This is a genomic window from Streptomyces himastatinicus ATCC 53653 (assembly GCF_000158915.1).
In the GTDB taxonomy this organism is placed as follows: Bacteria; Actinomycetota; Actinomycetes; order Streptomycetales; family Streptomycetaceae; genus Streptomyces; species Streptomyces himastatinicus.
In genome coordinates, this window is sequence record NZ_GG657754.1 from 1,178,219 (window position 1) to 1,199,267 (window position 21,049).

At 69.2% G+C, this 21,049-nt stretch carries 16 protein-coding genes and 1 pseudogene; 8 read left to right on the forward strand and 9 right to left on the reverse strand.

What is annotated here, in order from left to right; translation table 11 throughout:
- On the reverse strand, nt 1-724 hold a 724-nt coding region (locus tag SSOG_RS04340), incomplete at its 3' end, for a GTP-binding protein (protein WP_154686079.1).
- 438 nt (nt 725-1,162) lie between these two features.
- On the opposite strand from SSOG_RS04340, the pseudogene SSOG_RS04345 reads away from it, so the two are divergent.
- A pseudogene (locus tag SSOG_RS04345) lies at nt 1,163-1,889 on the forward strand (TVP38/TMEM64 family protein).
- 165 nt (nt 1,890-2,054) lie between these two features.
- Complete coding sequence (locus SSOG_RS04350) at nt 2,055-2,927, forward strand: undecaprenyl-diphosphate phosphatase (RefSeq protein WP_009712993.1); 873 nt, start codon at nt 2,055-2,057, stop codon at nt 2,925-2,927.
- Nucleotides 2,928-3,143: 216 nt separating this feature from the next.
- On the opposite strand, the gene SSOG_RS04355 is transcribed toward SSOG_RS04350, so the two are convergent.
- Both SSOG_RS04355 and SSOG_RS04360 read right to left on the reverse strand, forming a co-directional pair.
- On the reverse strand, nt 3,144-3,785 hold the full coding sequence (locus SSOG_RS04355; RefSeq protein WP_009712994.1) for an HAD family hydrolase: 642 nt from the start codon (nt 3,783-3,785) through the stop codon (nt 3,144-3,146).
- Between the two features lie 4 nt (nt 3,786-3,789).
- The gene (locus tag SSOG_RS04360; RefSeq protein ID WP_039940625.1) at nt 3,790-4,419 is read right to left on the reverse strand and encodes a flavin reductase family protein; all 630 of its coding nucleotides are present in this window, start codon (nt 4,417-4,419) and stop codon (nt 3,790-3,792) included.
- A 265-nt stretch (nt 4,420-4,684) separates the two neighbouring features.
- On the opposite strand from SSOG_RS04360, the gene SSOG_RS04365 reads away from it, so the two are divergent.
- The 6 genes from SSOG_RS04365 to SSOG_RS04390 all read left to right on the forward strand — a co-directional run bounded on the left by SSOG_RS04365 (nt 4,685) and on the right by SSOG_RS04390 (nt 13,922).
- The gene (locus SSOG_RS04365) at nt 4,685-5,887 is read left to right on the forward strand and encodes a glycoside hydrolase family 1 protein (RefSeq protein ID WP_009712996.1); all 1,203 of its coding nucleotides are present in this window, start codon (nt 4,685-4,687) and stop codon (nt 5,885-5,887) included.
- Nucleotides 5,888-5,913: 26 nt separating this feature from the next.
- A complete protein-coding gene (locus SSOG_RS04370) occupies nt 5,914-6,735 on the forward strand; it encodes an SDR family NAD(P)-dependent oxidoreductase (protein ID WP_009712997.1) in 822 nt (273 codons plus the stop codon).
- A 52-nt stretch (nt 6,736-6,787) separates the two neighbouring features.
- The gene (gene uidA, locus SSOG_RS04375) at nt 6,788-8,602 is read left to right on the forward strand and encodes a beta-glucuronidase (protein WP_009712998.1); all 1,815 of its coding nucleotides are present in this window, start codon (nt 6,788-6,790) and stop codon (nt 8,600-8,602) included.
- A gap of 498 nt (nt 8,603-9,100) precedes the next feature.
- Complete coding sequence (locus SSOG_RS04380; RefSeq protein WP_009712999.1) at nt 9,101-10,453, forward strand: MFS transporter; 1,353 nt, start codon at nt 9,101-9,103, stop codon at nt 10,451-10,453.
- Between the two features lie 54 nt (nt 10,454-10,507).
- Nucleotides 10,508-13,168 (forward strand): family 78 glycoside hydrolase catalytic domain, encoded by a 2,661-nt coding sequence (locus SSOG_RS04385; protein ID WP_009713000.1) that lies wholly within the window; start codon nt 10,508-10,510, stop codon nt 13,166-13,168.
- Between the two features lie 139 nt (nt 13,169-13,307).
- Nucleotides 13,308-13,922, forward strand: a complete 615-nt coding sequence (locus SSOG_RS04390) for a TetR/AcrR family transcriptional regulator (RefSeq protein WP_009713001.1) — start codon at nt 13,308-13,310, stop codon at nt 13,920-13,922.
- Nucleotides 13,923-14,024: 102 nt separating this feature from the next.
- On the opposite strand, the gene SSOG_RS04395 is transcribed toward SSOG_RS04390, so the two are convergent.
- The 6 genes from SSOG_RS04395 to SSOG_RS04420 form a co-directional block, all read right to left on the reverse strand.
- Nucleotides 14,025-14,624, reverse strand: a complete 600-nt coding sequence (locus tag SSOG_RS04395; RefSeq protein WP_009713002.1) for a TetR/AcrR family transcriptional regulator — start codon at nt 14,622-14,624, stop codon at nt 14,025-14,027.
- Nucleotides 14,625-14,773: 149 nt separating this feature from the next.
- Nucleotides 14,774-15,925: an MFS transporter gene (locus SSOG_RS04400; protein ID WP_167542463.1), complete on the reverse strand. Its 1,152-nt coding sequence runs from the start codon at nt 15,923-15,925 to the stop codon at nt 14,774-14,776.
- Nucleotides 15,926-16,096: 171 nt separating this feature from the next.
- Nucleotides 16,097-17,050: a fumarylacetoacetate hydrolase family protein gene (locus SSOG_RS04405; protein ID WP_009713004.1), complete on the reverse strand. Its 954-nt coding sequence runs from the start codon at nt 17,048-17,050 to the stop codon at nt 16,097-16,099.
- Between the two features lie 91 nt (nt 17,051-17,141).
- A complete protein-coding gene (locus SSOG_RS04410; protein WP_009713005.1) occupies nt 17,142-18,080 on the reverse strand; it encodes a VOC family protein in 939 nt (312 codons plus the stop codon).
- Nucleotides 18,081-18,127: 47 nt separating this feature from the next.
- Nucleotides 18,128-19,657 (reverse strand): bifunctional 3-(3-hydroxy-phenyl)propionate/3-hydroxycinnamic acid hydroxylase, encoded by a 1,530-nt coding sequence (locus SSOG_RS04415; RefSeq protein WP_009713006.1) that lies wholly within the window; start codon nt 19,655-19,657, stop codon nt 18,128-18,130.
- A 186-nt stretch (nt 19,658-19,843) separates the two neighbouring features.
- Nucleotides 19,844-20,710, reverse strand: coding sequence for an ABC transporter substrate-binding protein (locus SSOG_RS04420; protein ID WP_050799761.1), 867 nt, complete (start codon nt 20,708-20,710; stop codon nt 19,844-19,846).
- Nucleotides 20,711-21,049: the final 339 nt, after the last annotated feature.

Here is a 21,049-nt window from a genome sequence, read left to right on the forward strand (position 1 = left end):
CGCGCACCGTGCCGCGCTCGACGGCGCCGGTGACCACCGTGCCGCGGCCGGTGATGGTCAGCACGTTCTCCACCGGCAGCAGGAACGGGGCGTCGGTGTAGCGCACCGGCGTCGGTACGTAGAAGTCGACGGCGTCGAGCAGCGCCTCGATCGCGCCGGTCCAGCGCGGGTCGCCGTCCAGCGCGCGCAGCCCGGAGACCCGTACGACGGGCGTGGTCTCGCCGGGGTAGCCGTGCGCGGACAGCAGCTCGCGCACCTCCAGTTCGACCAGGTCGGTGAGCTCCGGGTCGCCCGCGTCGGCCTTGTTGAGGGCGACGACGATGTGGTCGACCCCCACCTGGCGGGCGAGCAGCACGTGTTCGGCGGTCTGCGGCATGACGCCGTCGAGCGCCGAGACGACGAGGATGGCGCCGTCGAGCTGGGCCGCGCCGGTCACCATGTTCTTGATGAAGTCGGCGTGGCCGGGCATGTCGACGTGCGCGTAGTGCCGGGTGTCGGTCTCGTACTCGACGTGCGCGATGTTGATGGTGATGCCGCGCGCGGCCTCCTCCGGCGCCCGGTCGATGCGGTCGAACGGCACATAGGTACCGCCGGAGCCGCGCTCGCTGAGCACCTTGGTGATGGCGGCGGTGAGCGTGGTCTTGCCGTGGTCGACGTGGCCCATGGTGCCGATGTTCAGATGCGGCTTGGTGCGCACGTAGCTCTGCTTGACCGTCTTGGGCAGGGCGGACATGGGTGTTCCTCCTCGGAACGACATGGGAAACGCGAACCCCGGGGCCTGGCCGACCCTCCCCCGGTGGGGTCCGTCGGAGTCGTCCGAGGAGGGTCAGCTTCGAGCGCCGTCGAGGTGGGCGGCTGTCACGGCCGCGGCGGCAGCGGATACCGCTGCGGCGGCGCCGGAAGAGGTGACGGCAGCCTTCGGAGCGTCCGCGACCGCGGACGTCGTCATGAGGAAGGCATACCGGAACATGCCGTGATCATTGCGCACCGTTCGGTCCCCGTCGAATGGTTTTCGCGGCGCACGGGGCCGGTGCGGCGCATGCGAACCCCTGATGTCCGGGAGGTGGTTATGCGGCCGTCCCGTGTATCGGTCCGTCGACAACCAGCCGACGAGCGGACGACATCACAGCGTGCCCGCGGCCCGGTCGGTTACGCTCCTCCGATGCTCGATGTCGCCGTTCCCGCCCCGAAACCGGCCGTGCGCCGCGCCCGCGCCGTGCTGTCCTCGCCGTGGTCACGGCTCGGGCTGCTCGCCGCGCTGCTGGCCGGCGCCGCGACCGCGGTGTGGGTGGTGGCAGCCGCACCGGCTGCTGGCCGACGGCTGGCCGCCGCAGGTGTCGGGGCCGGCGGCCGTGGTGCTGTTCGCGGCCGCGTACGGGCTGTGCACCGCCGCGCTGGTGCCCCGGCCGCTGCTCAGCCTGGCGGCGGGGGTACTCCTCGGCGCCCAGGTCGGTCTCGCGGCGGCCGTCATCGGTACGGTGCTCGGCGCCGGGATCTCCTTCGGCCTGGGCAGACTGCTCGGGCAGGACGCGCTGCGCCCGCTGCTGCGGGGCCGCTGGCTGAGCGCGGCGGACCGGCAGCTGAGTCGGCACGGCTTCCGCTCGATGCTGGCGATCCGGCTCCTCCCGGGCATCCCGTTCGCCGCCGCGAACTACTGCGCGGCGATCTCGCGGATGGGCTGGCCCGCGTTCCTGCTGGCGACCGGGCTCGGCTGTGTGCCGAACACTGCGGCGTACGTGGTGGCGGGCGGCCATGCGGCCACGCCCACCTCGCCCGTCTTCCTCATCGCGCTGGCCTGCATCGCCGTACCCGCCCTCGGCGGGCTGATCGTGGCCTGGCGCAAGCGCGGCCGCCTGCGGGGCGCGCGAGTTGATGCCCCACATGGCTAAAGCAGCCCTCGGACCGGGCCCTTGGCGGGCCGTCCACCCGGGGACGCTACGCTGCCACCACAACCGGTGGCCGGTCCCCGGCCATCGGCCTTCCCGTCGGCCGCCCCGCCTGTTCCGGCATGCCCCGGAACAGCGCATGATCAGCCTTTGGATAGCGTAGACGCAATGTCGTGGTTTGAATCATTCATCCTCGGGCTGGTCCAGGGGCTGACCGAGTTTCTTCCGATCTCCTCCAGCGCCCATCTGCGCCTCACCGCCGCCTTCGCTGGCTGGAACGACCCTGGCCCCGCCTTCACGGCCATCACCCAGATAGGCACCGAGCTGGCGGTGCTCATCTACTTCCGCAAGGACATAGCCCGGATCGTGAGCGCCTGGTTCCGCTCCCTGTTCAACAAGGAGTGGCGCGGCGACCACGATGCCCAGATGGGCTGGCTGGTGATCGTCGGCTCGATCCCGATCGGTGTGCTGGGCCTCACGCTCCAGGACGCGATCGAGGGCCCGTTCCGCGATCTGCGGCTCATCGCCACCACCCTGGTCGTGATGGGCATCGTCCTCGGCTACGCCGACCGGCGGGCCGCCCGCGACGAGACAGGCGGCAAGCACCGCGTCGCCAAGCAGCGCAAGTCTCTCCAGGAACTGAGCGTCCGGGACGGACTGATCTTCGGTATATGCCAGGCGATGGCGCTCGTCCCCGGTGTCTCCCGCTCCGGCGCGACCATCAGCGGTGGTCTGCTCATGGGGTACACCCGTGAGGCCGCGGCCCGCTACTCCTTCCTCCTCGCCGTCCCGGCCGTGCTGGCCTCCGGGGTCTTCGAGCTGAAGGACGCGTCCCAGGGCCACACCGCGTGGGGCCCGACGCTCTTCGCGACCGTCATCGCCTTCGTCGTCGGCTACGCCGTCATCGCCTGGTTCATGAAGTTCATCTCCACCAAGAGCTTCATGCCGTTCGTGATCTACCGGATCCTGCTGGGCCTGGCACTCTTCGCCCTGATCGCCTTCGACGTGCTGAGCGCGCACGCGGCAGAGTCGGCGGGCTGACCTTCAGCGTTACGTGGGGGGGATGGGCCGCCGGCCGAGGAGGGAGGAGGTCCGGCGGCCCCTTCGCTCAGGTCTGGCGCCCCCTGAGCGGTATGCGAAGAGTCAACCGCCACACGGCCCGCGGCGGGAGGGTGTGCGATAGATATATGCAAGCACTCTGATCACACGGGGTGTGAATGCATCACACTCCGTACGACCTCTCCCCTGAGCTGCGGTTCATCCTCCCCGCACCAGTTGGACCAGTTCCCCCAACCCGGCGATCTGCCAGTCCGCCCGCGCCACATCGTCCCCGGCGGCCCACAGATGCCCCCAGGGTCCCCGGCGGATGTGCGCGGCCCGTAGCCCGGCGGCCTGCGCCGCCCGGATGTCGAACACCGGATGGTCGCCCACGTACAGCGTCCGGTCCGACGCGGCCCCGCCCAGCTCGACGACCCGCTCGAAGAACCGCGGATCGGGCTTGGCCACCCCCCACTCCGCGGATGTCGCGACGGCATCCACCGGCAGCTCCATCGAACGCAGCAGCTGGCCCGTGCGCACCGGCTGGTTCCCGGCCACCACGATCCGTAGCCCCAGCGCACGCAGCTCCCCGAGCGAGGGCCGTGCATCCGGATACAGATCGCGCTCCTCCAGCCACTCCCCGCGCCCCGCCGCATCCCACGCCCGCCGCTCCGCGGCGACATCGACCCCCGGCTTGACCAGCCGGATAGCCTCCCCGTCGTCCCGCCCCTGCGCGACGACGGCCCCCACCAGGGCGGACAGCGTATGCGGAGGCACGCCGAGCCAGTCGGCCCACGCGGCCCAGTAGCGGTCCTCCCGCACCAGCGTGGACCCGACGTCGAACGCCACCACGTCGATCACCGCACTACCTCTTCCCCGTCTCCCCGTTCTCTCCCACCCAGTCCGTGTACCGGACCCGCTCGATCTCCAGCACGTCGCCGACCGTCCCCCACTCGTTCTTCCCCAGCCGCGCCAGCGGCCGCAGCCGGCCCACCTCCGGATGCCCGTCGACCATGACCCCGTCATCGACCGCGGCGTGCACCACCCGCCCGAACACCACGGTCGAGTCGCCCAGCAGCACGGTGCTGTGCAGCTCGCACTCCAGCGCCACCGGCGACTCCGCCACCCGCGGCGGCCTCACCCGCACACTCTCCTCCCGCGCCACCCCTACGGCCTCGAACTCGCTCACCCCGCGCGGAAAGTCCGTAGCCGTCCCATTGATCGTCTCGAACATCCGCTCCGGCGCGAGGTTCACCACGAACTCCCCGGTCTCCTCCACATTCCGCAGCGAGTCCTTCCGCCCGACGGAGGTGAACTGCACGACGGGCGGTGACACGCAGGCAACGGTGAAGAAGGAGTGCGGCGCCAGGTTCGCCGTGTGGGTGTCCGGGTTGATGGTGGACACCCAAGCGATGGGCCGAGGCACGACGACCGAGGTCAGCAGCTTGTAGAAGGGGTTCCGGCCGACGGTCTCAGGATCAAAGTCGATACGCATACGGCCCAGTATCCGCTGGCCGCGGCGGCGCATCCTAACGGCGTTCCAAGTAACGCTCTCGTTACGAAGTTGGACAGACGCCTTCACGGCGATCCTGCGCGGGTCTAGTTTCCAACGAAAACCGACCACCTGGTAAGTATTGGCGCGGGCGGCTCATGACTGCGCCCACCCGGGCAGGGGTGGTCACTGATCGCAGCCATGTGCCCCGAGCGTCGGGCAGGCGCCACCAGGTCCACCGCGACCGACACGCAGAAAGGCCGTCGACATGACCCAACTCGCCCCCGGGTTCCTGTGGGGAGCCTCCACCGCTCCGCACCAGATCGAGGGCAACAACCTCAACAGCGATTTCTGGGCGAGTGAGGGACGCGTTCCGGGCATGGAGCGCAGCGGCGACGCCTGCGACAGCTATCACCGCTACCGCGAGGACATGCGACTGCTGGCCGACGCCGGGCTGGGCGCCTACCGCTTCGGCATCGAATGGGCCCGTATCGAGCCCGTCCCCGGTTTGGTCTCGCGCGCCGAACTCGCCCACTACCGGCGCATGATCGAGACTGCCTTCGAGCTCGGCCTGACCCCGGTCGTGACCCTGCACCACTTCACCAGCCCACTCTGGTTCGCCCAGGAGGGCGGCTGGATGGACGACCATGCGATCGACCGGTTCCGGGCGTACGTCGAGACGGTCTCGCCGATCCTCGACGGCGTCGAGTGGGTCGTCACCATGAACGAGCCGAACATGCTGGCCATCATGGTCTACATGGCCAGGGCCATGCAGGACCAGCAGGCCGCCGGGGAGTGGCAGAGCCCCACCCTCGACAACGAGGGCCCTCGGCCGGCGCTGCCGGCTCCCGATACGGCCATCGGCGAGCGGCTTGTCGAGGCGCACCACGCCGCGCGGGAGGCGCTGCGCGAGCGCACCGGCGCCAAGGTCGGCTGGACGGTCGCCAACCGGGCCTTCGTGGCGCGTCCCGGCGCGGAGGACAAGAAGCGGGAACTGGAGCACGTCTGGGAGGACCTCTACCTGGAGGCGGCGCGCGGCGACGACTTCGTGGGCGTGCAGTCGTACTCCAGCCAGTGGGTCGGCCCGGACGGGATCGAGCCACACCCGCAGCACCCGGACAACACGCTGGTAGGCACCGCCTACCGGCCCGACGCCCTGGGCATCGCCGTGCGGCACACCTCCGAGGTCACCGGCGGCATGCCGATCCTGGTCACCGAGAACGGCATCGCCACCCACGACGACACCCGCCGCATCGCCTACACGGGCGAGTCTCTGGAACACCTCGGCAAGGCGATCGCCGACGGGGTGGACGTACGCGGCTATCTGCACTGGAGCCTGCTCGACAACTACGAGTGGGGCCACTGGGAGCCGGCCTTCGGCCTGGTCGCGGTCGACCGCGAGACGTTCGAGCGCCGCCCCAAGCCCTCCCTCGCCTGGCTGGGCGCGACCGCCCGCCAGGGCCGGATCTGACCGCACCGTCACACAGAGGACACACCGTGCAGGTATCCGTACCCGATGTCTCGTCCAAGTCCCTGGCCGAACTGGTCTCGCTGTCCGGACGGCGTGCCGTCGTGACCGGTGCCGGCCGGGGGCTCGGCCGGGCCATCGCCCAGCGCCTGGTCGAAGCAGGCGCGGACGTTCTCGTCGCGGACATCGAGCCGGAACTCGCCGACGTTGCCGCCAAGAACCTGGGCGCCCGTGGCGGGGGCCGGACGCTGGCCACCCACCTCGACGCCACCGAGGCCGCAAGCGTGGCCGCGGCCGCCGGTCTCGCGGTCCGGGAGCTCGGCGGGCTCGATATCTGGGTCAACAACGCCGGGATCTTCCCCGCCGTGCCGGCGCTGGAGATGCCAGTCGAGACCTGGGACGAGGTGTTCGCCGTGAACGCACGGGGTGTCTTCCTCGGCTCCCGGGAGGCCGCGCGCCGGATGAGCGAGGCCGGGCGCGGGGGCGTCATTGTCAACGTCGTCTCCACGGCCGGGCTCCGGGGGACAGGCCCCGGACTCGCCGCGTACGTCGGCTCCAAGCACGCGGCACGCGGCCTCACACGCCAACTCGCGCTGGAGTTCGCCCCGTTCGGTATCCGCGTGCTGGGCGTGGCACCGACGTTCGTGCCGACCGAGGGGAACATGGCGGCGGCCGCCGCTGCCGGGGTCTCGCTGGACTCAGAGGAGATCCTTTCCGTGATGCGGCCGAGCCCGCTCGGCCGACTCGGCGTGCCCGACGACATCGCCCGCGTGGTGCTCTTCTGCGCCAGCGACCTCTCGGCCTTCATGACGGGCAGCACGCTCCTCGCCGACGCCGGCGAGACCGCCTGATCCGCCACGCCGCACCGCCCACCACCACCCCGCACCCACCCCTAGGAACCCCATGCTCTCGCCCCGCAGCAGCCCCACCCGCGACACCGTCGGCCTCGACGGCCTGTGGCGGTTCGCCCTGGACACCCGCGTCGGCGCCGCCCCGTGGACGTCACGACTCGACTCGCCCCTCGAAGCCCCTGTCCCCGCCAGCTACAACGACCTGTTCGTGGATGCGGACATCCGTGACCATGTCGGCGTCGTCTGGTACCAGCGCGAGGTGCGGGTGCCGCGCGGCTGGGCGGACGAGCGGGTGGTCCTGCGCTTCGGCTCCGTCACCCACGCCGCGCAGGTCTATGTGGACGACCGCCTCGTGGCCGAACACACCGGCGGTTACACCCCGTTCGAGGCGGACCTCACCGGAACCGTCGAGCCCGGCGAAGAGTTCCGGCTGACGGTCGGTGTCGACAACCGGCTGACCAACGAGACGATCCCGCCGGGCACCCTCAGCAGCGGACCCGACGGGCGCCAACGCCAGTCGTATCTGCACGACTTCTACAATTACGCCGGCATCGCGCGCTCGGTCCGCCTGTGCAGCACGCCGACCACCTTCGTCGAGGACATCACGGTCGCCACCGGGCGGGACGGCGCGGCCGGCATGGTCGACTACCGCGTGGAGATCGCCGGCGAGGCCGTCGACCTAGCCGCCGTCCGGGTACGCGCGATCGACGAGGCGGGCCGGACCGTGGCGGAGGGACACGGTCCCGAGGGCGTTCTCCGCATCGAGGACGTCACCCTCTGGCAGCCTGGCGCCGCCTACCTCTACGGCCTCGTGGTGGAACTGGTCACCGCAGGCGAGACGGCCGACAGCTACACCCAGCCCTTCGGCGTCCGCACCGTCGAAGTGCGCGGCACCCAGTTCCTCATCAATGGCGAGCCGTTCTACTTCACCGGCTTCGGCAAGCACGAAGACACCCCGGTGCGCGGCAAGGGCCACGATGACGCCTACCTCGTCCACGACTTCCAGCTTCTCGAATGGACCGGCGCCAACTCCTTCCGCACTTCCCACTACCCATACGCCGAGGAAGTGCTCGACTTCGCCGACCGGCACGGCATCGTCGTCATCGACGAGACCGCCGCCGTCGGCCTCAACCTGGGTGTCATGGGCGGCCTCACCGGCGTTCCGCCCACCCCCACGTTCGCGCCGGAGAACTTCGGCGGGGCCACGCGGGACGTCCACGCCCAGCACCTGCGGGAGCTGATCGAGCGGGACAAGAACCACCCGAGCGTAGTGATGTGGTCCCTCGCAAACGAGCCGGCGTCCAACGAGGACGGCGCCCGGGAGTACTTCGAGCCGCTGGTCGAACTGGCCCGCAAACTCGACCCGACCCGCCCTCTCACCTACTCCGCGGTCATGTTCGCCACGCCGCAGAATGACCAGATCGGCGACCTGTTCGACGTGCTGAGCATCAACCGCTATTACGGCTGGTACGTCTTCACCGGCGACCTCGCGACCGCCGAGCACTATCTGGAGCAGGATCTCCGCGGCTGGGTCCAGCGTTTCGGCAAGCCGGTGATGATGTCCGAGTACGGCGCCGACACCCAGCCCGGTCTGCACTCCGTGTGGGACGCACCGTGGAGCGAGGAGTACCAGAGCGATTACCTCGCCATGTACCACCGTGTCTTCGACCGCATCCCCGAGTTCCTCGGCGAACACGTGTGGAACTTCGCCGACTTCCAGACCTCCGCCGGTATCCACCGCGTCGACGGCAACAAGAAGGGCGTATTCACCCGGGACCGTAAGCCGAAGGCGGCCGCGTTCGCCCTCCGCCGCCGCTGGCTCGGCCTGAACCGGCGCAAGCCCGGCAGTGGGACCGCCGTCGGCTGACATCCCGAAGCGCCATCACGCCCTTACAACGTTGCTGCACGGCGAGCGAAAACAGGAGGGGCCACATGCCCCTCTCCCTCACCATCCCGCGAGACCCGCCACGGACCCGGTGGAACTCGCCTCACCGGTCAAGCCGCTCACGGACCGTCGCGGGGTGGCACGGGACACGCCCGCTCCCGTCCGCGGCACACCGCGGTACGGAAGGACTCGCATCGTCGGCACACCCGAGGGCTTCGCCGAAGCCGCCTCACGGACGGGCCGACGTGAGCACGAGCATCCTCTGCTCCGGCCCACGAGGCAGGGGAAGAGGACGTCCACCCGGAAGCGACACCGAGCAGCAGTACCTCCTGGGACCGCGCGGCACACACCCGGCCCAGGGCCACTCACCCGCCCGGGCCCCGGCCCTCTCTCCCGGCGTACCACGTCCGGCTGCCGGCCCTGCGCCGACCGTCCTCCGGCGACCGCCGCTCCCTCCCGCAATGTGACAAAGGAGTCCTCATGCCTCACGACGACCGGGACATCGGTGTCGCAGAACCCTCTCCGACGGTGTCGGAACCGGGCGACGGCGGGCATCCGGCCGAGCCTCCGGCCCCCGCCCCCGAAGTGGAAGCTCCGCCGCTGCAGAAGGTCGGCAAGTCCTACCTCACCTGGTTGATGCTCGCCAGCTTCGGCGGCTCGCTGGCTTTGATGGTTCCGCTGTCCTACTCACTCGCACTGCGGATCTCCGACCTCGCCCCCGGGCACGAGGAGCAGCTCGGCTACATCACCGGCTCCGCTCAGTTCATCTACCTGGTCCTCAGCCCCGTGATCGGTCTCTGGAGCGACCGTACCCGCTCCCGCCTCGGCCGCCGGACCCCCTTCATGATCGTCGGTGCGCTGCTCGGCACCGTCGCACTCGCCGTGGTCGCCCTCGCGCCGACCGTCCTGCTGGTGGGCCTCGCGTGGGTGCTGGGCATGATCGGCTGGTCCACGGCCGGACAGGCCATCCAGAACATCCAGGCGGACCGGGTCCCCGAGGAGCAGCGGGGCCGTATCTCGGCTCTCACCAGCGTCATGACCCAGATCGCACCGGTCATCGGCATCGGCCTCGCGTACGCGGTGGCCTCCAGCACCCTCCTGGTGTTCCTGGTCCCCGGTCTCCTGGGAGCGGCCCTGGTGGTGCTCTTCCCGTTATTCAAGCCGGAGGGCGACTCCCGTGAGCTCGTGCACGTCCACGCCGTGACGCCGAAGGACCTGGTGGCCAGCTACGGGTTCAGTCCACGCGCCTACCCGGACTTCGGCTGGAACTGGCTCGGCCGCTTCGTCTTCTTCATGGGCCTGTACTTCAACACCACCTTCGGGACGTTCTTCTACGCCCAGCGGCTGGACATGCCGGTCAAGGAGGTCGCCGGCATCGTGGCGGCGATCGGGATCCTCGGAGTGGTCGCGGCGACGGGTGGCGCCATCGGGGGCGGCTTCCTCTCCGACAAGCTCGGCCGGCGCAAGCTGTTCACGCTCATCGGTTCCGCGCTCTTCGTCACCGGGGCGGTCACGGAGGCGTTCGCGCACTCGCTGCCCCAGCTCGTCATCGGCGCCGTTCTCATGCAACTCGCCATCGCGGTGTTCAGCGCCGTCGACCAGGCGATCGTGTTCGCCGTCCTGCCCGACCGGGCCCAGGCCGGCCGCTACCTGGCGGTGGTCGCCTTCGCCCAGAAGATCCCCAGCGCCATCGCCCCGCTGATCGCCCCGCTCATCATCACCGTCGGCGCCACGGGCGGCGAGAAGAACTACACACAGCTCTACCTGATCGGCGCGGTCCTCGCGCTGGCCGGCGGCCTCATCGTCAAGTTCAAGGTGAAGTCGGTCCGGTAGCGGTAAGGGCGACGGTCCTCGGAAACGACAGATCCCTCTCGTAGAAGGCAGAACATGCACAACGCACCGTACGACCTGGACATCGACAGCGGCGGTGACCGGTTCCCCGTGTCGGGGCCCGCACCTCGCCTGTCGTGGAAGCCGCCGTCGGACGCGGATGGCTCGGTGGAATACGAGCTGGAGTGCACCGTCGACGGCGAACATCGACCCACGGTGACGACCGCCGTCGGCCAGCACCGGTTCGTACCCTGGCCCTGGGCGGCGCCGGGCAGCGGCGCTCGGGTGGCCTGGCGGGTCCGGGCCCGCGACGCCGAGCGCCCGTCGCCGTGGTCGCGGTGGCACGCCTTCGAGGTCGGCCTACTCGACGGGGACTGGCAGGCCCGCTGGATCTCCCCGGCCGAGCCCGAGGGCCCGGGGTACGGCAGGCGCCTGGCGTACGTCCTTTCGGCAGGGTTCGACGCACAGGCCGGGGTGCGCTCGGCGCGGCTGTACGCGACAGCACTCGGCCTGTACGAGGCATACGTGAACGGGGAGCGGGCCGGCACCGCCCAGCTGTCGCCCGGCTCGACGTCGTACGACCGCACACTCCACGCACAGGCGTCGGACATGACCGGTGCCCTGCGCCCGGCCGGCAACCGGATCGAGATCGTCCTCTCGGACGGTTGGTACCGGGGGCAGGTGGGCGCGTTCCGACAGCCGGCCGGCTGGGGTAGGGTCCTCGGCGCGCGGGCCGAGCTGCACATCGCCTACGAGGACGGCTCACGCCAGATCGTCCGCACCGACGAGACCTGGACGAGCGCGACGTCGGCCATCACCCGGGCCGACCTCATGGACGGGCAGACCACCGACTTCCGCCTCCGCCCCGACAACGAGCGGCCCGTGCTCGTCGACCGGGTCGAGGCACCGACGATCGACTGGTCGCCGGCACCTCCGGTGCGGGTCGTCGAGTCGCGCCCCGCGCGGTCGGTCGAGCAGCTTGAGGACGGGCTGTGGATCGCCGACTTCGGCCAGAACGCCTCCGGCTGGATCAGCCTGGGCGACCTCGGCCCAGCCGGGACGCACACCGTCATCGACTACGGCGAACACATTGCGGACACCGGCGATTTGATGACCAATCACCTGGACGCCACGCGTCCCGGTCAGGCCCCGGTTCCCTTCGTCCAGCGCGACGAGGTCGTCTCCGCGGGCGGCGGCGAGACCTTCGAGCCGCGCCACACCGTGCACGGTTTCCGGTACGCCCGCATCCGGCGCGACGGCGTCCCGCTCGATCCCACAAGCCTGACCATGCGCGTCGTCCACACCGACCTGCGCCGCACCGGCACCTTCGCGTGCAGCGACGACGACCTCAACCGCCTGCACGAGATCGTCGACTGGAGCTTCCGAGGCAATGCCGTCGACGTGCCCACGGACTGCCCGACCCGCGAACGCCTCGCCTGGACCGGCGACTACCAGGTCTTCGCGCCGACCGCCACACGGCTGTACGACGTCCTCGGTTTCAGCCGCAAATGGCTGCGCTCGGTCCGCGACGACCAGCTGCCCGACGGCCGGATCGCCAGCTTCTCGCCCGACGGCCGACGCATCAAACACCACCTCGACGACCAGTTCGCCCTGATGACCGGCTCCGCCGGCTGGGGCGACGCGATCGTCGCCGTCCCCTGGGAGCTGTACCAGTCCTACGGCGACCGGGATGTCCTCGCCGAGAACTGGGAGGCGATGGTCCGCTGGGTCGAATGGGCGCTGAACACCGCCCGCACCGCCCGCCACCACTCCCGCGTCGAGCGCTCCGCCGAGCCGCTGCCGCACGAACAGTACCTGTGGGACGGTTCCTTCCACTGGGGCGAGTGGGCCGAACCGAAGGCGAAGGCGGCCGACGGCACCCGCGTCGACCCCGTCCGGACCGACCCCGTCGCCTGGTTCATGGCCGACAAGGGCGAGATCGGCACCGCGTTCCTGTACCGCTCGACGATGACGCTGGCCCGCATCGCGGAGGTGCTGGACCGCGCCGAGGACGCGGCCCACTACACGGTGACCGCCGAGCGTGTCCGCGACGCCTGGCGCGCCGAGTTCCTCACCCCCGACGGCCGCACCAGCGGCGACACCCAGGCCGGCTACGTCCGCGGGCTCTCCCTCGGACTCGTCCCCGACGAGCTGCGTGAGGCCGCCGCCATGCGTCTGGTCGAGCTGGTCCGCACCGCGGGAACCCACCTCACCACCGGCTTCCTCGCGACCGGCGACCTGCTCCCCGTCCTGGCCGACACCTGCCACGTCGATGTCGCCTATGCGCTGCTCTTCCAGCGCACCGCACCCTCCTGGCTGTACATGCTCGACCGCGGCGCGACCACCGTCTGGGAGGACTGGGAGGGTATCGACGACAACGGAACAGCCCACGACTCCCTCAACCACTACAGCAAAGGCGCCGTGATCCGCTTCCTGCACACCCACACCCTGGGGCTGCGGCAGGCACCGGGCTCGGTCGCCTGGGAGTCCTTCGAGGTCGCGCCCGTCCCCCACCCCTCCCTGACCTGGGCCCGGGGCACTCACGAATCCCCGCAGGGCACGATCGCGGTCGAGTGGAGGACGACCGGCGACGAATTCACGATCACGGTCGACGTGCCACCGGCCGGAACCGCGCGCGTGGTCTTCCCCGACGGTACGACCGAGACCGCGGGGGCAGGCACCTTCACCACGACTCGCCCATACGGGAAGGGGCGTTGAGATGAGTGCGGCGACCACCCCTGACGCGGAGGAGGGGGCCGCGCTCCTGTCCGGCAGGGGACGGACCGCCGCCGGATCATTCGAATTCTGACCGCATGGTAAGCTTCTAGGTTGTTTCGTCGAGGAGGGTGAGCGCACCGTGGGGCAGGCAAGAGCGCGGGGACGGTACGCCAAGACACCGGCCCGTAGGGCGGAGATCGTACGGGCGGCGCGCGACAGCTTCGCCGAGCGCGGTTACGCCAAGGCCTCCCTGCGCGACATCGCCGAACGGGCCGGCATCACCCACGCCGGGCTGCTGCACCACTTCCGCAACAAGGACGAACTCCTCGCCGAGGTGCTCGCCGACCGCGACTCAGAGGAGTGGCGGCGGGGTCAGGACGAGGTCGACCGCCCCGACCAGCTCGGGCCCTTCCTCGCCGAACTCATCCGCCACCACCAGAAGGCCCCCGAGCTGATGCGCCTGTGGATCGAGCTCGCGGCCGCGGCCTCACGACCGGACCATCCCGCGCACACCTACTTCGCCGAGCGCTACGAACGCAGCCGCGCGCAGTTCGTCGACGGATTCCCCGACGAGAAGGCCCGCGCCCGGCTGCGCGAAGGCGTCGGTCCCGAGAACGCCGCGGTCCTCTTCCAGGCGGTGCTCACTGGGCTCCAGTTGCAGTGGATCCTCGACCAGGACCTCGACATCGTGGGGCCGGTCACCGACTTCGTACGGTTGCTGTTCGAGCGGGACGAGGCCGAGGGCGTCGACTGAACAAGGTCCGGACTCGACATCGAGATCAGCGGCGAACTGCCGCTCACCCCGGCCGGGCTCCGTCCGCTCTCCGTACGTGCGGACCGAGCCCAGGAGCATGCCTCACGTCGTCTCGCCCTGCTCCGGATGCGCTTCCAGCCCCCGGATACCCAGATCGACGAGCTGCTCGGCGAGCGCATCGTTGAGCGGGCTGACTCCGAAGAGGAGGTGGAAGTAGATCGGCGCGTAGAACAACTGGGCTGCCGCGCTCGGGTCGAGGTCAGACCGGAAAACGCCTTCGTCGATGCCCCGGCGCATCAACTTCTCGACCGCCGCCGCGCGGTCGTTCCAGAAACGTGCACGGAAGTTGGCCATCGTCTCGGGGTCGTATTGCCCCTCGGCGACGATTTGGGATACCAGCTTCCCTTGTGGGCCGGCGTAGCGTGAGATCAGCGACTTGAGGTGCACCAGGAGGGCCTCGCGCACCGGTACCCCTTCGGGGATGCGGGTGTGTGCAAGGTGGCTCTCCATGAAGGCGTCGATGACGACTGCGGCCTTGCTCGGCCACCACCGGTAGATCGTCACCTTGCTGACCTTGGCCCGCTTGGCGATCGCCTCCATGGTCAGTTTCTGCACCGTGATGGCACGGCGTCCGTCACGGACAAGGAGGTCCATGGTCGCGTCGAGAATCGCTCGACGACTCGATTCGCTTCGTACAGCCACAGAGTCAAATTACCCCACGTGTGCGCGGACTCCCTGCTCCGGCAGGGGGTGCCAACGGGATACACCAGTCAAATAATACGGAACGTATCGGATCGAAAGGATTACGCTGGGGCTCGGATGTATCTCTCCGGACCGCGCAGGGGCCCACGTCACGTCGGCAGCGAGGGCCTCCGGGAGGGTTGTGCGCCGGACGGCTGCGGCCGGCGCGTCGACCCGAATACCCAAGAGATCAGCGTGCACACGCCAAGTGCCAGACCGAGGACGCATACGCCGATCCACGTCCCGGCTCCGTAGGCCGCGCTGGTGAGCCCGGAGCCGACGGCCCCTCCGACGAAGTATGCCGTCATGTAGGCGGAGTTGACGCGACTCGGCGCATCGGTCGCCAGCTGGTAGATGCGGCTCTGGTTGGTGACCTGAAGCGCCTGTACGGCCAGGGTGAAGGTCGCGGCACCGATGATGACAGGCGCGATGTGGTGACCACCGAAGAACAGAACCACCCACGACAGAGCGAGCACGAGGCAGCTGAGTGTGGTCACCAGGCTGCCGTGGCCCCGATCGGCGAGCATACCCACGGGCCGAGCGGCCAGGCTGCCGATCGCGCCGAGCAACCCGAACAGGCCGATAGTGCCAACCGAGTAGTGGTAAGGGGGTCCGCTGAGGAGCATCGTCAGGGCGGTCCAGAGCACCGAGAAGCCGGCGAAGCTGAGGCCCCCGATCAACATCCGCACCCGCAATGCCGGCTCACTGGCCACGATCCGGACCGTGGAGACCAGAAGTGCGCCGTAGCCGAGGCGCACGGTAGGCGCGACCACAGGCATGCGCAGCCGCAGGACCAGGGCGAGCAGGGCCATGGCCACGGCAGCCGTACCGTAGACGGTGCGCCAGCCGGCGAGTTCGGCCAGGTACCCGGCCACGGTGCGGGCGAGCACCGAGCCCAGCAACAGCCCCATCGAGAGGGTGCCGACCACCCGGCCGCGGTGCTGTACCGGCGCAAGCTCGGTCGCGAACGGGATCAGCACCTGCGCAGTGGATGCCCCCGCCCCCGCGGCGGCGGCAGCAGCCAGGAACAGCGGTGTGGAAGTGGCCATTGCCATCACGCCCAGCGAGACCGCCGTCGCCAGCGACATCAGCGGCACGAACTTCGCACGGTTGACGAGGTCACCGAGCGGCAGCAGGAACAGCAGGCCCGCCGCGTAGCCCACCTGCGTCAGCGTGATCAGGAGCGCCGCGGTGGACGGCGATGTGTGCAGCCCGTGCGCGATGGCGTCGAGCAGCGGTTGCCCGTAGTAGAGGTTGGCCACGCACAATCCCGTGGCCGTGGCCAGGAGTCCGACGAGCCCGCCTCTCATCTGTGTGCTGTGCTGCTGATGGGAGTCCGCCTGGACACCGGCAGCCATGGTTCTCCTCTGGAGTCGGGTGGTAACCGTCGGGCTCATCGCACCAGCCGATGCGCCCGACGGGCCGGGATACCGCTACTTGCAGAACGTGCGCTGGGTGCCGAGTCCGGTGATCTCGCACTCCATCACATCGCCCGGCCGCAGGAAGCGGCCGTAGTGCGAACCGTTCCCCTGCGGCGAGCCGGTGATGAGCATGTCGCCCGGCTGCAGGACCATGCGGTGCGAGGCGTACGAGATCAGGGCGGGGATGTCGAAGATCATGTCGCCCGTATTGCCCTTCTGCATGACCTCTCCGTTGAGCCGCAGCGTGATGTCCAGGTCGTGCGGATCGGACACGAAGCGCGCCGGGACGACGTAGGGGCCCGTGGGATAGAAGCCGGGCTGGTTCTTCGAGCGCATCCAGTCGGTGCCCATCATCGGGATATCCGGGCGAGGCACCAGGCTGCGCGTCGTCAGGTCGTTGCAGATGGTGTACCCGGCGACGACGGACATGGCCTCCTCGCGGCTCACGTCGCGCGCCTCGCGCCCGATGATCACGCCCAGTTCGAGCTCCCAGTCGTGGTTCTCGCCGAGGGAGGGGAGGACGAGGTGGTCGTACGGGCCGTTGATCGCGGACGGGGCCCCGATCCAGACGTACGGTTCGCCGTTCGCGCGGCGTTCGTCGATCTCCCGTGCAGCCTGCTCGCGCAGTTCGTCCTCCGTGGCGTCCGCCTTGCCGAGGCGGTGCGCGACCGTGATCTGGATGACGTGCTCGCGGTAGTTGGCTCCGGCGGCGATGATCTGGCCGGGCGGCTGCACAGGGGGAAGGACCCGCAGGTCGCCGACCGGCAGCCCCATGCCCTGGGGCTCGTCCGCGAGGGCCTGCAGTGCCTCGAGCGAGGCGTTCCAGTCGGCCAGCAGATCCCGAGTGCCGGCAGCCTCGGGAAGGACGGTCCGGGTGTTGTACACCCTGCCGTCCACGACGATGCCGGGGAACGGACTGCCGGATTCTCCGGCGAACGTTCCCAGCGAAAAGGATGTGTTGCTCATGGTTTCCTCGTAATCTCCGGTGAAGGCGGCCGAACGCGGCGGGTGGAGCGGGCTGTCCTGGCGGTGAGCTGGACAGCCCGCTCCCCAGGGCTCACACGGGGGGTGCGGCGAAGAGGCCGCGGTCGGGGTCGTTGAACATCTCCCGGGAGACGAAGTCGTTCATCGGGTTCGACGTCCCCCACTGGTCCGAGGTCTCCGGATCCTCCGTGGAGTACAGATGCGGATGCCAGGAGTCCTCGTCCAGCGTCTCCAGTTCCGTCGTGTACTCCATCGTGTTCCCGTTCGGATCATGGAAGTACGTGAACGTGTTGTCCCCCGCCCGATGCCGCCCCGGCCCCCACACCTTGTGGACCCCGTCCCGCATCAGCCGGCCACTGCCCCGCATGTACTCATCCAGCCCCCGCATCTCGAACGAGGCATGATGGAGCGACACATGCGGACACCGCGCGATCGCCATGCTGTGATGCTGCGGATTGCACCGCAGAAACCACATGATCCCGCCCAGCCGGGGATGCACATTGGTGTCCGTCAGCCGGAAATCCAGATACCTCTCGTACCACGCCAGCAGCTTCTCCGGCTCCGGTGAGTTCAACACCACGTGCGACAGCCGAACCGGAATGTCCTCACGCTCCTCGATCCGCCGGTGCTGCCGCGCCGCCACTTCGGTCGACACCTCGACCGTGCGGCCCTCCACATCGAAGAACCGGAAACCGTACCCCCCACCGGGCGTCTGCAGCACGTCCGGCTCCCCCACGAGGTGCACCCCGTCCGACGCCAGCCGCTCCGCCAGCGCATCCACCGACTCCCGGTCCGCGGCCCCGTAGGACACCAGATCCAGCCGCTTCTCCTGTGACCGCCGCACCCGGATCACATACTGCTCCGGCGACCCCTCGGCCGCGAAATACGTGACATCCCCATCGGAACCGACCTTCGTCAGCCCCCACTTCTCCTCATAGAACGCAATCTGCTTCTCATAATCCTGAACGGCGATATCCACATGCCGCAGATGAGTAATCGGACGATCATGCATGACAAACTCCCGCATCGGTAAAAGGTTTGCTGCTGCGCAGCTCAGCGCTACGCGACGGTCTCTTCTGTCCGCGTCATCTCGCGACGGGATTCGCGCCCGTTCCCGAGGGGAAGCAGATCGAGCAGTCCTTCGACCTCGGCGGGCGTACGCGCCGTCCCCAGCACATAACGATCGGGACGCACCAGCACGGCCGACGACTCGACCGCATCAAGCAGTTCACGGATGTGCCGCGGAGAGCTCAGGACAGCGATCTCCGGCTCGTCCTCCAGGGCCGTACGTACCGAAGCGGGCAGTCCGGCCAGCAGTTCGGGCGTCACGGCGAGCAGGAACCGGCGTCCGACGATGTCGTCGAGACGCTGCCCGTCGGGCAACATCGGCTGCGCCGAGATCCGTCCGGCGTGCGGGTCGGCCTGGCCGAGGTGCAGTCCCGGACCCAGCGCGGGCGCCGGCGGCGGGCACACGGTCTCGGGATTGGCGCGGCAATGAGCGTCCCGCCGGGCGGCGATCGCGGGGTCGGTGGTCTGGACGAGGTTGGCCATCGTCGCCGCCTCGTTGACCCAGTACCAGGCATGAGGCCGACGCTCGGACTCATACGTGTCGAGCAGGGACTCAGGCGCCCTCCCCTGCGCAACGAGACGGATCTTCCAGGCTAGATTGGCCACGTCCCGCATACCCGCGCACAGCCCCTGGCCGAACAGGGGCGGTGCCTGGTGAGCCGCGTCTCCCGCGAGGAACACGTTGCCGATCCGCCATGTGTCGGCGACGCGGGCCCGGAAGGTGTAGATGGAGCGGCGATCGGGCGTGAAGTTCTCAGGCGTGAGGAGGCCTTTGCTGAGCCGGGCGATGCCCTCGGAGGTGATGATCTCGTCCGGGTCATCGTCCGGGAGAACCTTGAGCTCGATGCGCGCCCGGTCACCTGGCAGCCTGAGCCAGAGCGCGGGACGGCTGTGGCGGCCGAGGGCCACCATGTCGCCCTCGATGTCAGCCGTTCCATGCAGGTGTCCATCGACGACGAGCCACGGGTCGTCGACGCCGAGATTCTCGAGGGAAATCCCGAACGCCTCGCGGACCGTGGAGTTGGCGCCGTCGCAGGCGATTACCCAGCGTGCCGTGAGTGTTCGCTGCGTCCCCTCCGGTGTCTCGACTCGGCAGTGGACTCCCTCGGTGTCCTCCTCGATCCCCAACAGCTCGGTGCCGAGGCGGAGTTCCACACCGGGAAGCCGCTCGACCTCCGCGCGCAGAAGTGCGTCGATCTCCGGCTGATGGAACAGATTCTCGCCAGGCCATGCCTGGGGCCCCCACTCCCCCGTGACATGGGACAAGAGCGTCTCGCCGGCTTCGTTCTCCATGCGGTAGTGGCACATGGGAGTGGTCAGGTCACAGACCTGCGAGGCCAGTCCTATCGGCTGGAAGGAGCGCATGGCCTCGGCGTCGAAGTGCACGGCCCGCGCCTGCTTCCACATCTCCGGCCACTGCTCGATACCCACCGCTTGCACGCCGGCGTGGCCCAGCTCCACCAGGGTCTTCACCCCAACCGGTCCGCCACCGACGACCAGGACTTCGAAATCTCGGGACATCAAAACTCTCTCTAGGACTCACGTACTCGGCCGTACCGCTTTTCACTTGTGCACTCCGCGCCCGGACCTGCCGGTCGGCGTAACCGGATGTGGCTTCTCCCTGGAGCCTGCTTCACTCGACGAACCCGCTGGTCAGGAAGCAAGTGCCGACACTGCGACGATCGTGGGTCCGGAACAGGCAAGCGGTCATCGACCAAGCTCCAGGCCGAGTGGACCGCTGTCGTACAGGTCCTCCACCCTCGGCGCGGGATCGGGCAGCATGCCCAGTTCCCGCCGCATCGACACGATCCGCTCCAGCCCGGCGCGAACAGGAACCAGCGACACCGGACACGTACGCAACGCCGCCCGAGCCGCCCCGGTCCCGTAGCCGCCCCGTGCCAGCACCTCCAGCGCCTGCTCCCGCGGAGCACCGGACAACCACCTGCGGGCCGCCTCCAACGCCCCGAGATAGCGCGACAACCTTTCCCCGTCGTGCAGTGCGGCGGCCCCGGCCACCACACCCTGTCCGGGAAAGTCGGGCACCTCTTCCACCACCGAGATCAGCTCCACCAGGCGCTCCCGGATTGCCAGTTCATCCAGTGGCGGGCCCAACAAGGTGGCGTCCACAGTCCCCTCGCGCAGCGCCTCGAAGCGCTCACGCACCCCGCCCACCGGCACCCACTCGCAATCGGCCGACTCCAATCCGCGCTGGGCCAGAAGTCGGCGGAGCACCACTGCGAAGCCGTTGTCCAAGGCGTCGACACCCAGCCTCGCGCCCCGCAAGTCCTGGACCTTCTCGATCGAGGACCGCGCCACCAGCCGAAGCGGCGTCGTCGACTCCACCTGCGCCACCACGCGCAGCTCCCCGCCACCCCGGTTCCACACCACCAGGTTGTCCACGGCCGTCACACCCACATCGACATCCCCGCCGACCAGCCGATCCCGCTGATCCGACGACGACTCGATCAGCACCGTCTCGACCTCGAGACCGGAATCAGCGAACAACCCCAGCTCATCGGCCACGACGCTGACAGCAGGCGGAACGAACACCGCCTGTCGCAAACACACCGTCATCCGGCGCTCCTCTCCTCCACGAGGGTGCACTCACCCTAGCATCCGATACGGAACGTATCGCATCGATAGAGTGACGACTCGACGCTCTCTCGCAGTCAAGTACCCTTGCAGCGGCCTTCACGTCGCACGATCTAGCCGACCCAGCAAATACCCGATGCGATACGTTTCGTTTTCCATAAGGACCTACGGCGCCATCGGCGATCTGCTCTGTGACCGTCTTCATCAGCGATCCGCCGTCGGCAGTGACCGGACCGGGTTGCCCGCCGGAGCCGCCTCAAGGATCACGAGGGTGGGAGTACGACGGCTGGGTCTGGGCGTACGGCAGGTCGTATCTGCCGC

Bases quoted from the DNA above. Each gene is read 5' to 3' on its own strand.
- SSOG_RS04350 (WP_009712993.1), top strand. From the start codon at position 2,055: ATGTCGTGGTTTGAATCATTCATCCTCGGGCTGGTCCAGGGGCTGACC.
- SSOG_RS04360 (WP_039940625.1), bottom strand. From the start codon at position 4,419: ATGCGTATCGACTTTGATCCTGAGACCGTCGGCCGGAACCCCTTCTAC.
- SSOG_RS04365 (WP_009712996.1), top strand. From the start codon at position 4,685: ATGACCCAACTCGCCCCCGGGTTCCTGTGGGGAGCCTCCACCGCTCCG.
- uidA (WP_009712998.1), top strand. From the start codon at position 6,788: ATGCTCTCGCCCCGCAGCAGCCCCACCCGCGACACCGTCGGCCTCGAC.
- SSOG_RS04380 (WP_009712999.1), top strand. From the start codon at position 9,101: ATGCCTCACGACGACCGGGACATCGGTGTCGCAGAACCCTCTCCGACG.
- SSOG_RS04385 (WP_009713000.1), top strand. From the start codon at position 10,508: ATGCACAACGCACCGTACGACCTGGACATCGACAGCGGCGGTGACCGG.
- SSOG_RS04405 (WP_009713004.1), bottom strand. From the start codon at position 17,050: ATGAGCAACACATCCTTTTCGCTGGGAACGTTCGCCGGAGAATCCGGC.
- SSOG_RS04410 (WP_009713005.1), bottom strand. From the start codon at position 18,080: ATGCATGATCGTCCGATTACTCATCTGCGGCATGTGGATATCGCCGTT.
- SSOG_RS04415 (WP_009713006.1), bottom strand. From the start codon at position 19,657: ATGTCCCGAGATTTCGAAGTCCTGGTCGTCGGTGGCGGACCGGTTGGG.
- SSOG_RS04420 (WP_050799761.1), bottom strand. From the start codon at position 20,710: ATGACGGTGTGTTTGCGACAGGCGGTGTTCGTTCCGCCTGCTGTCAGC.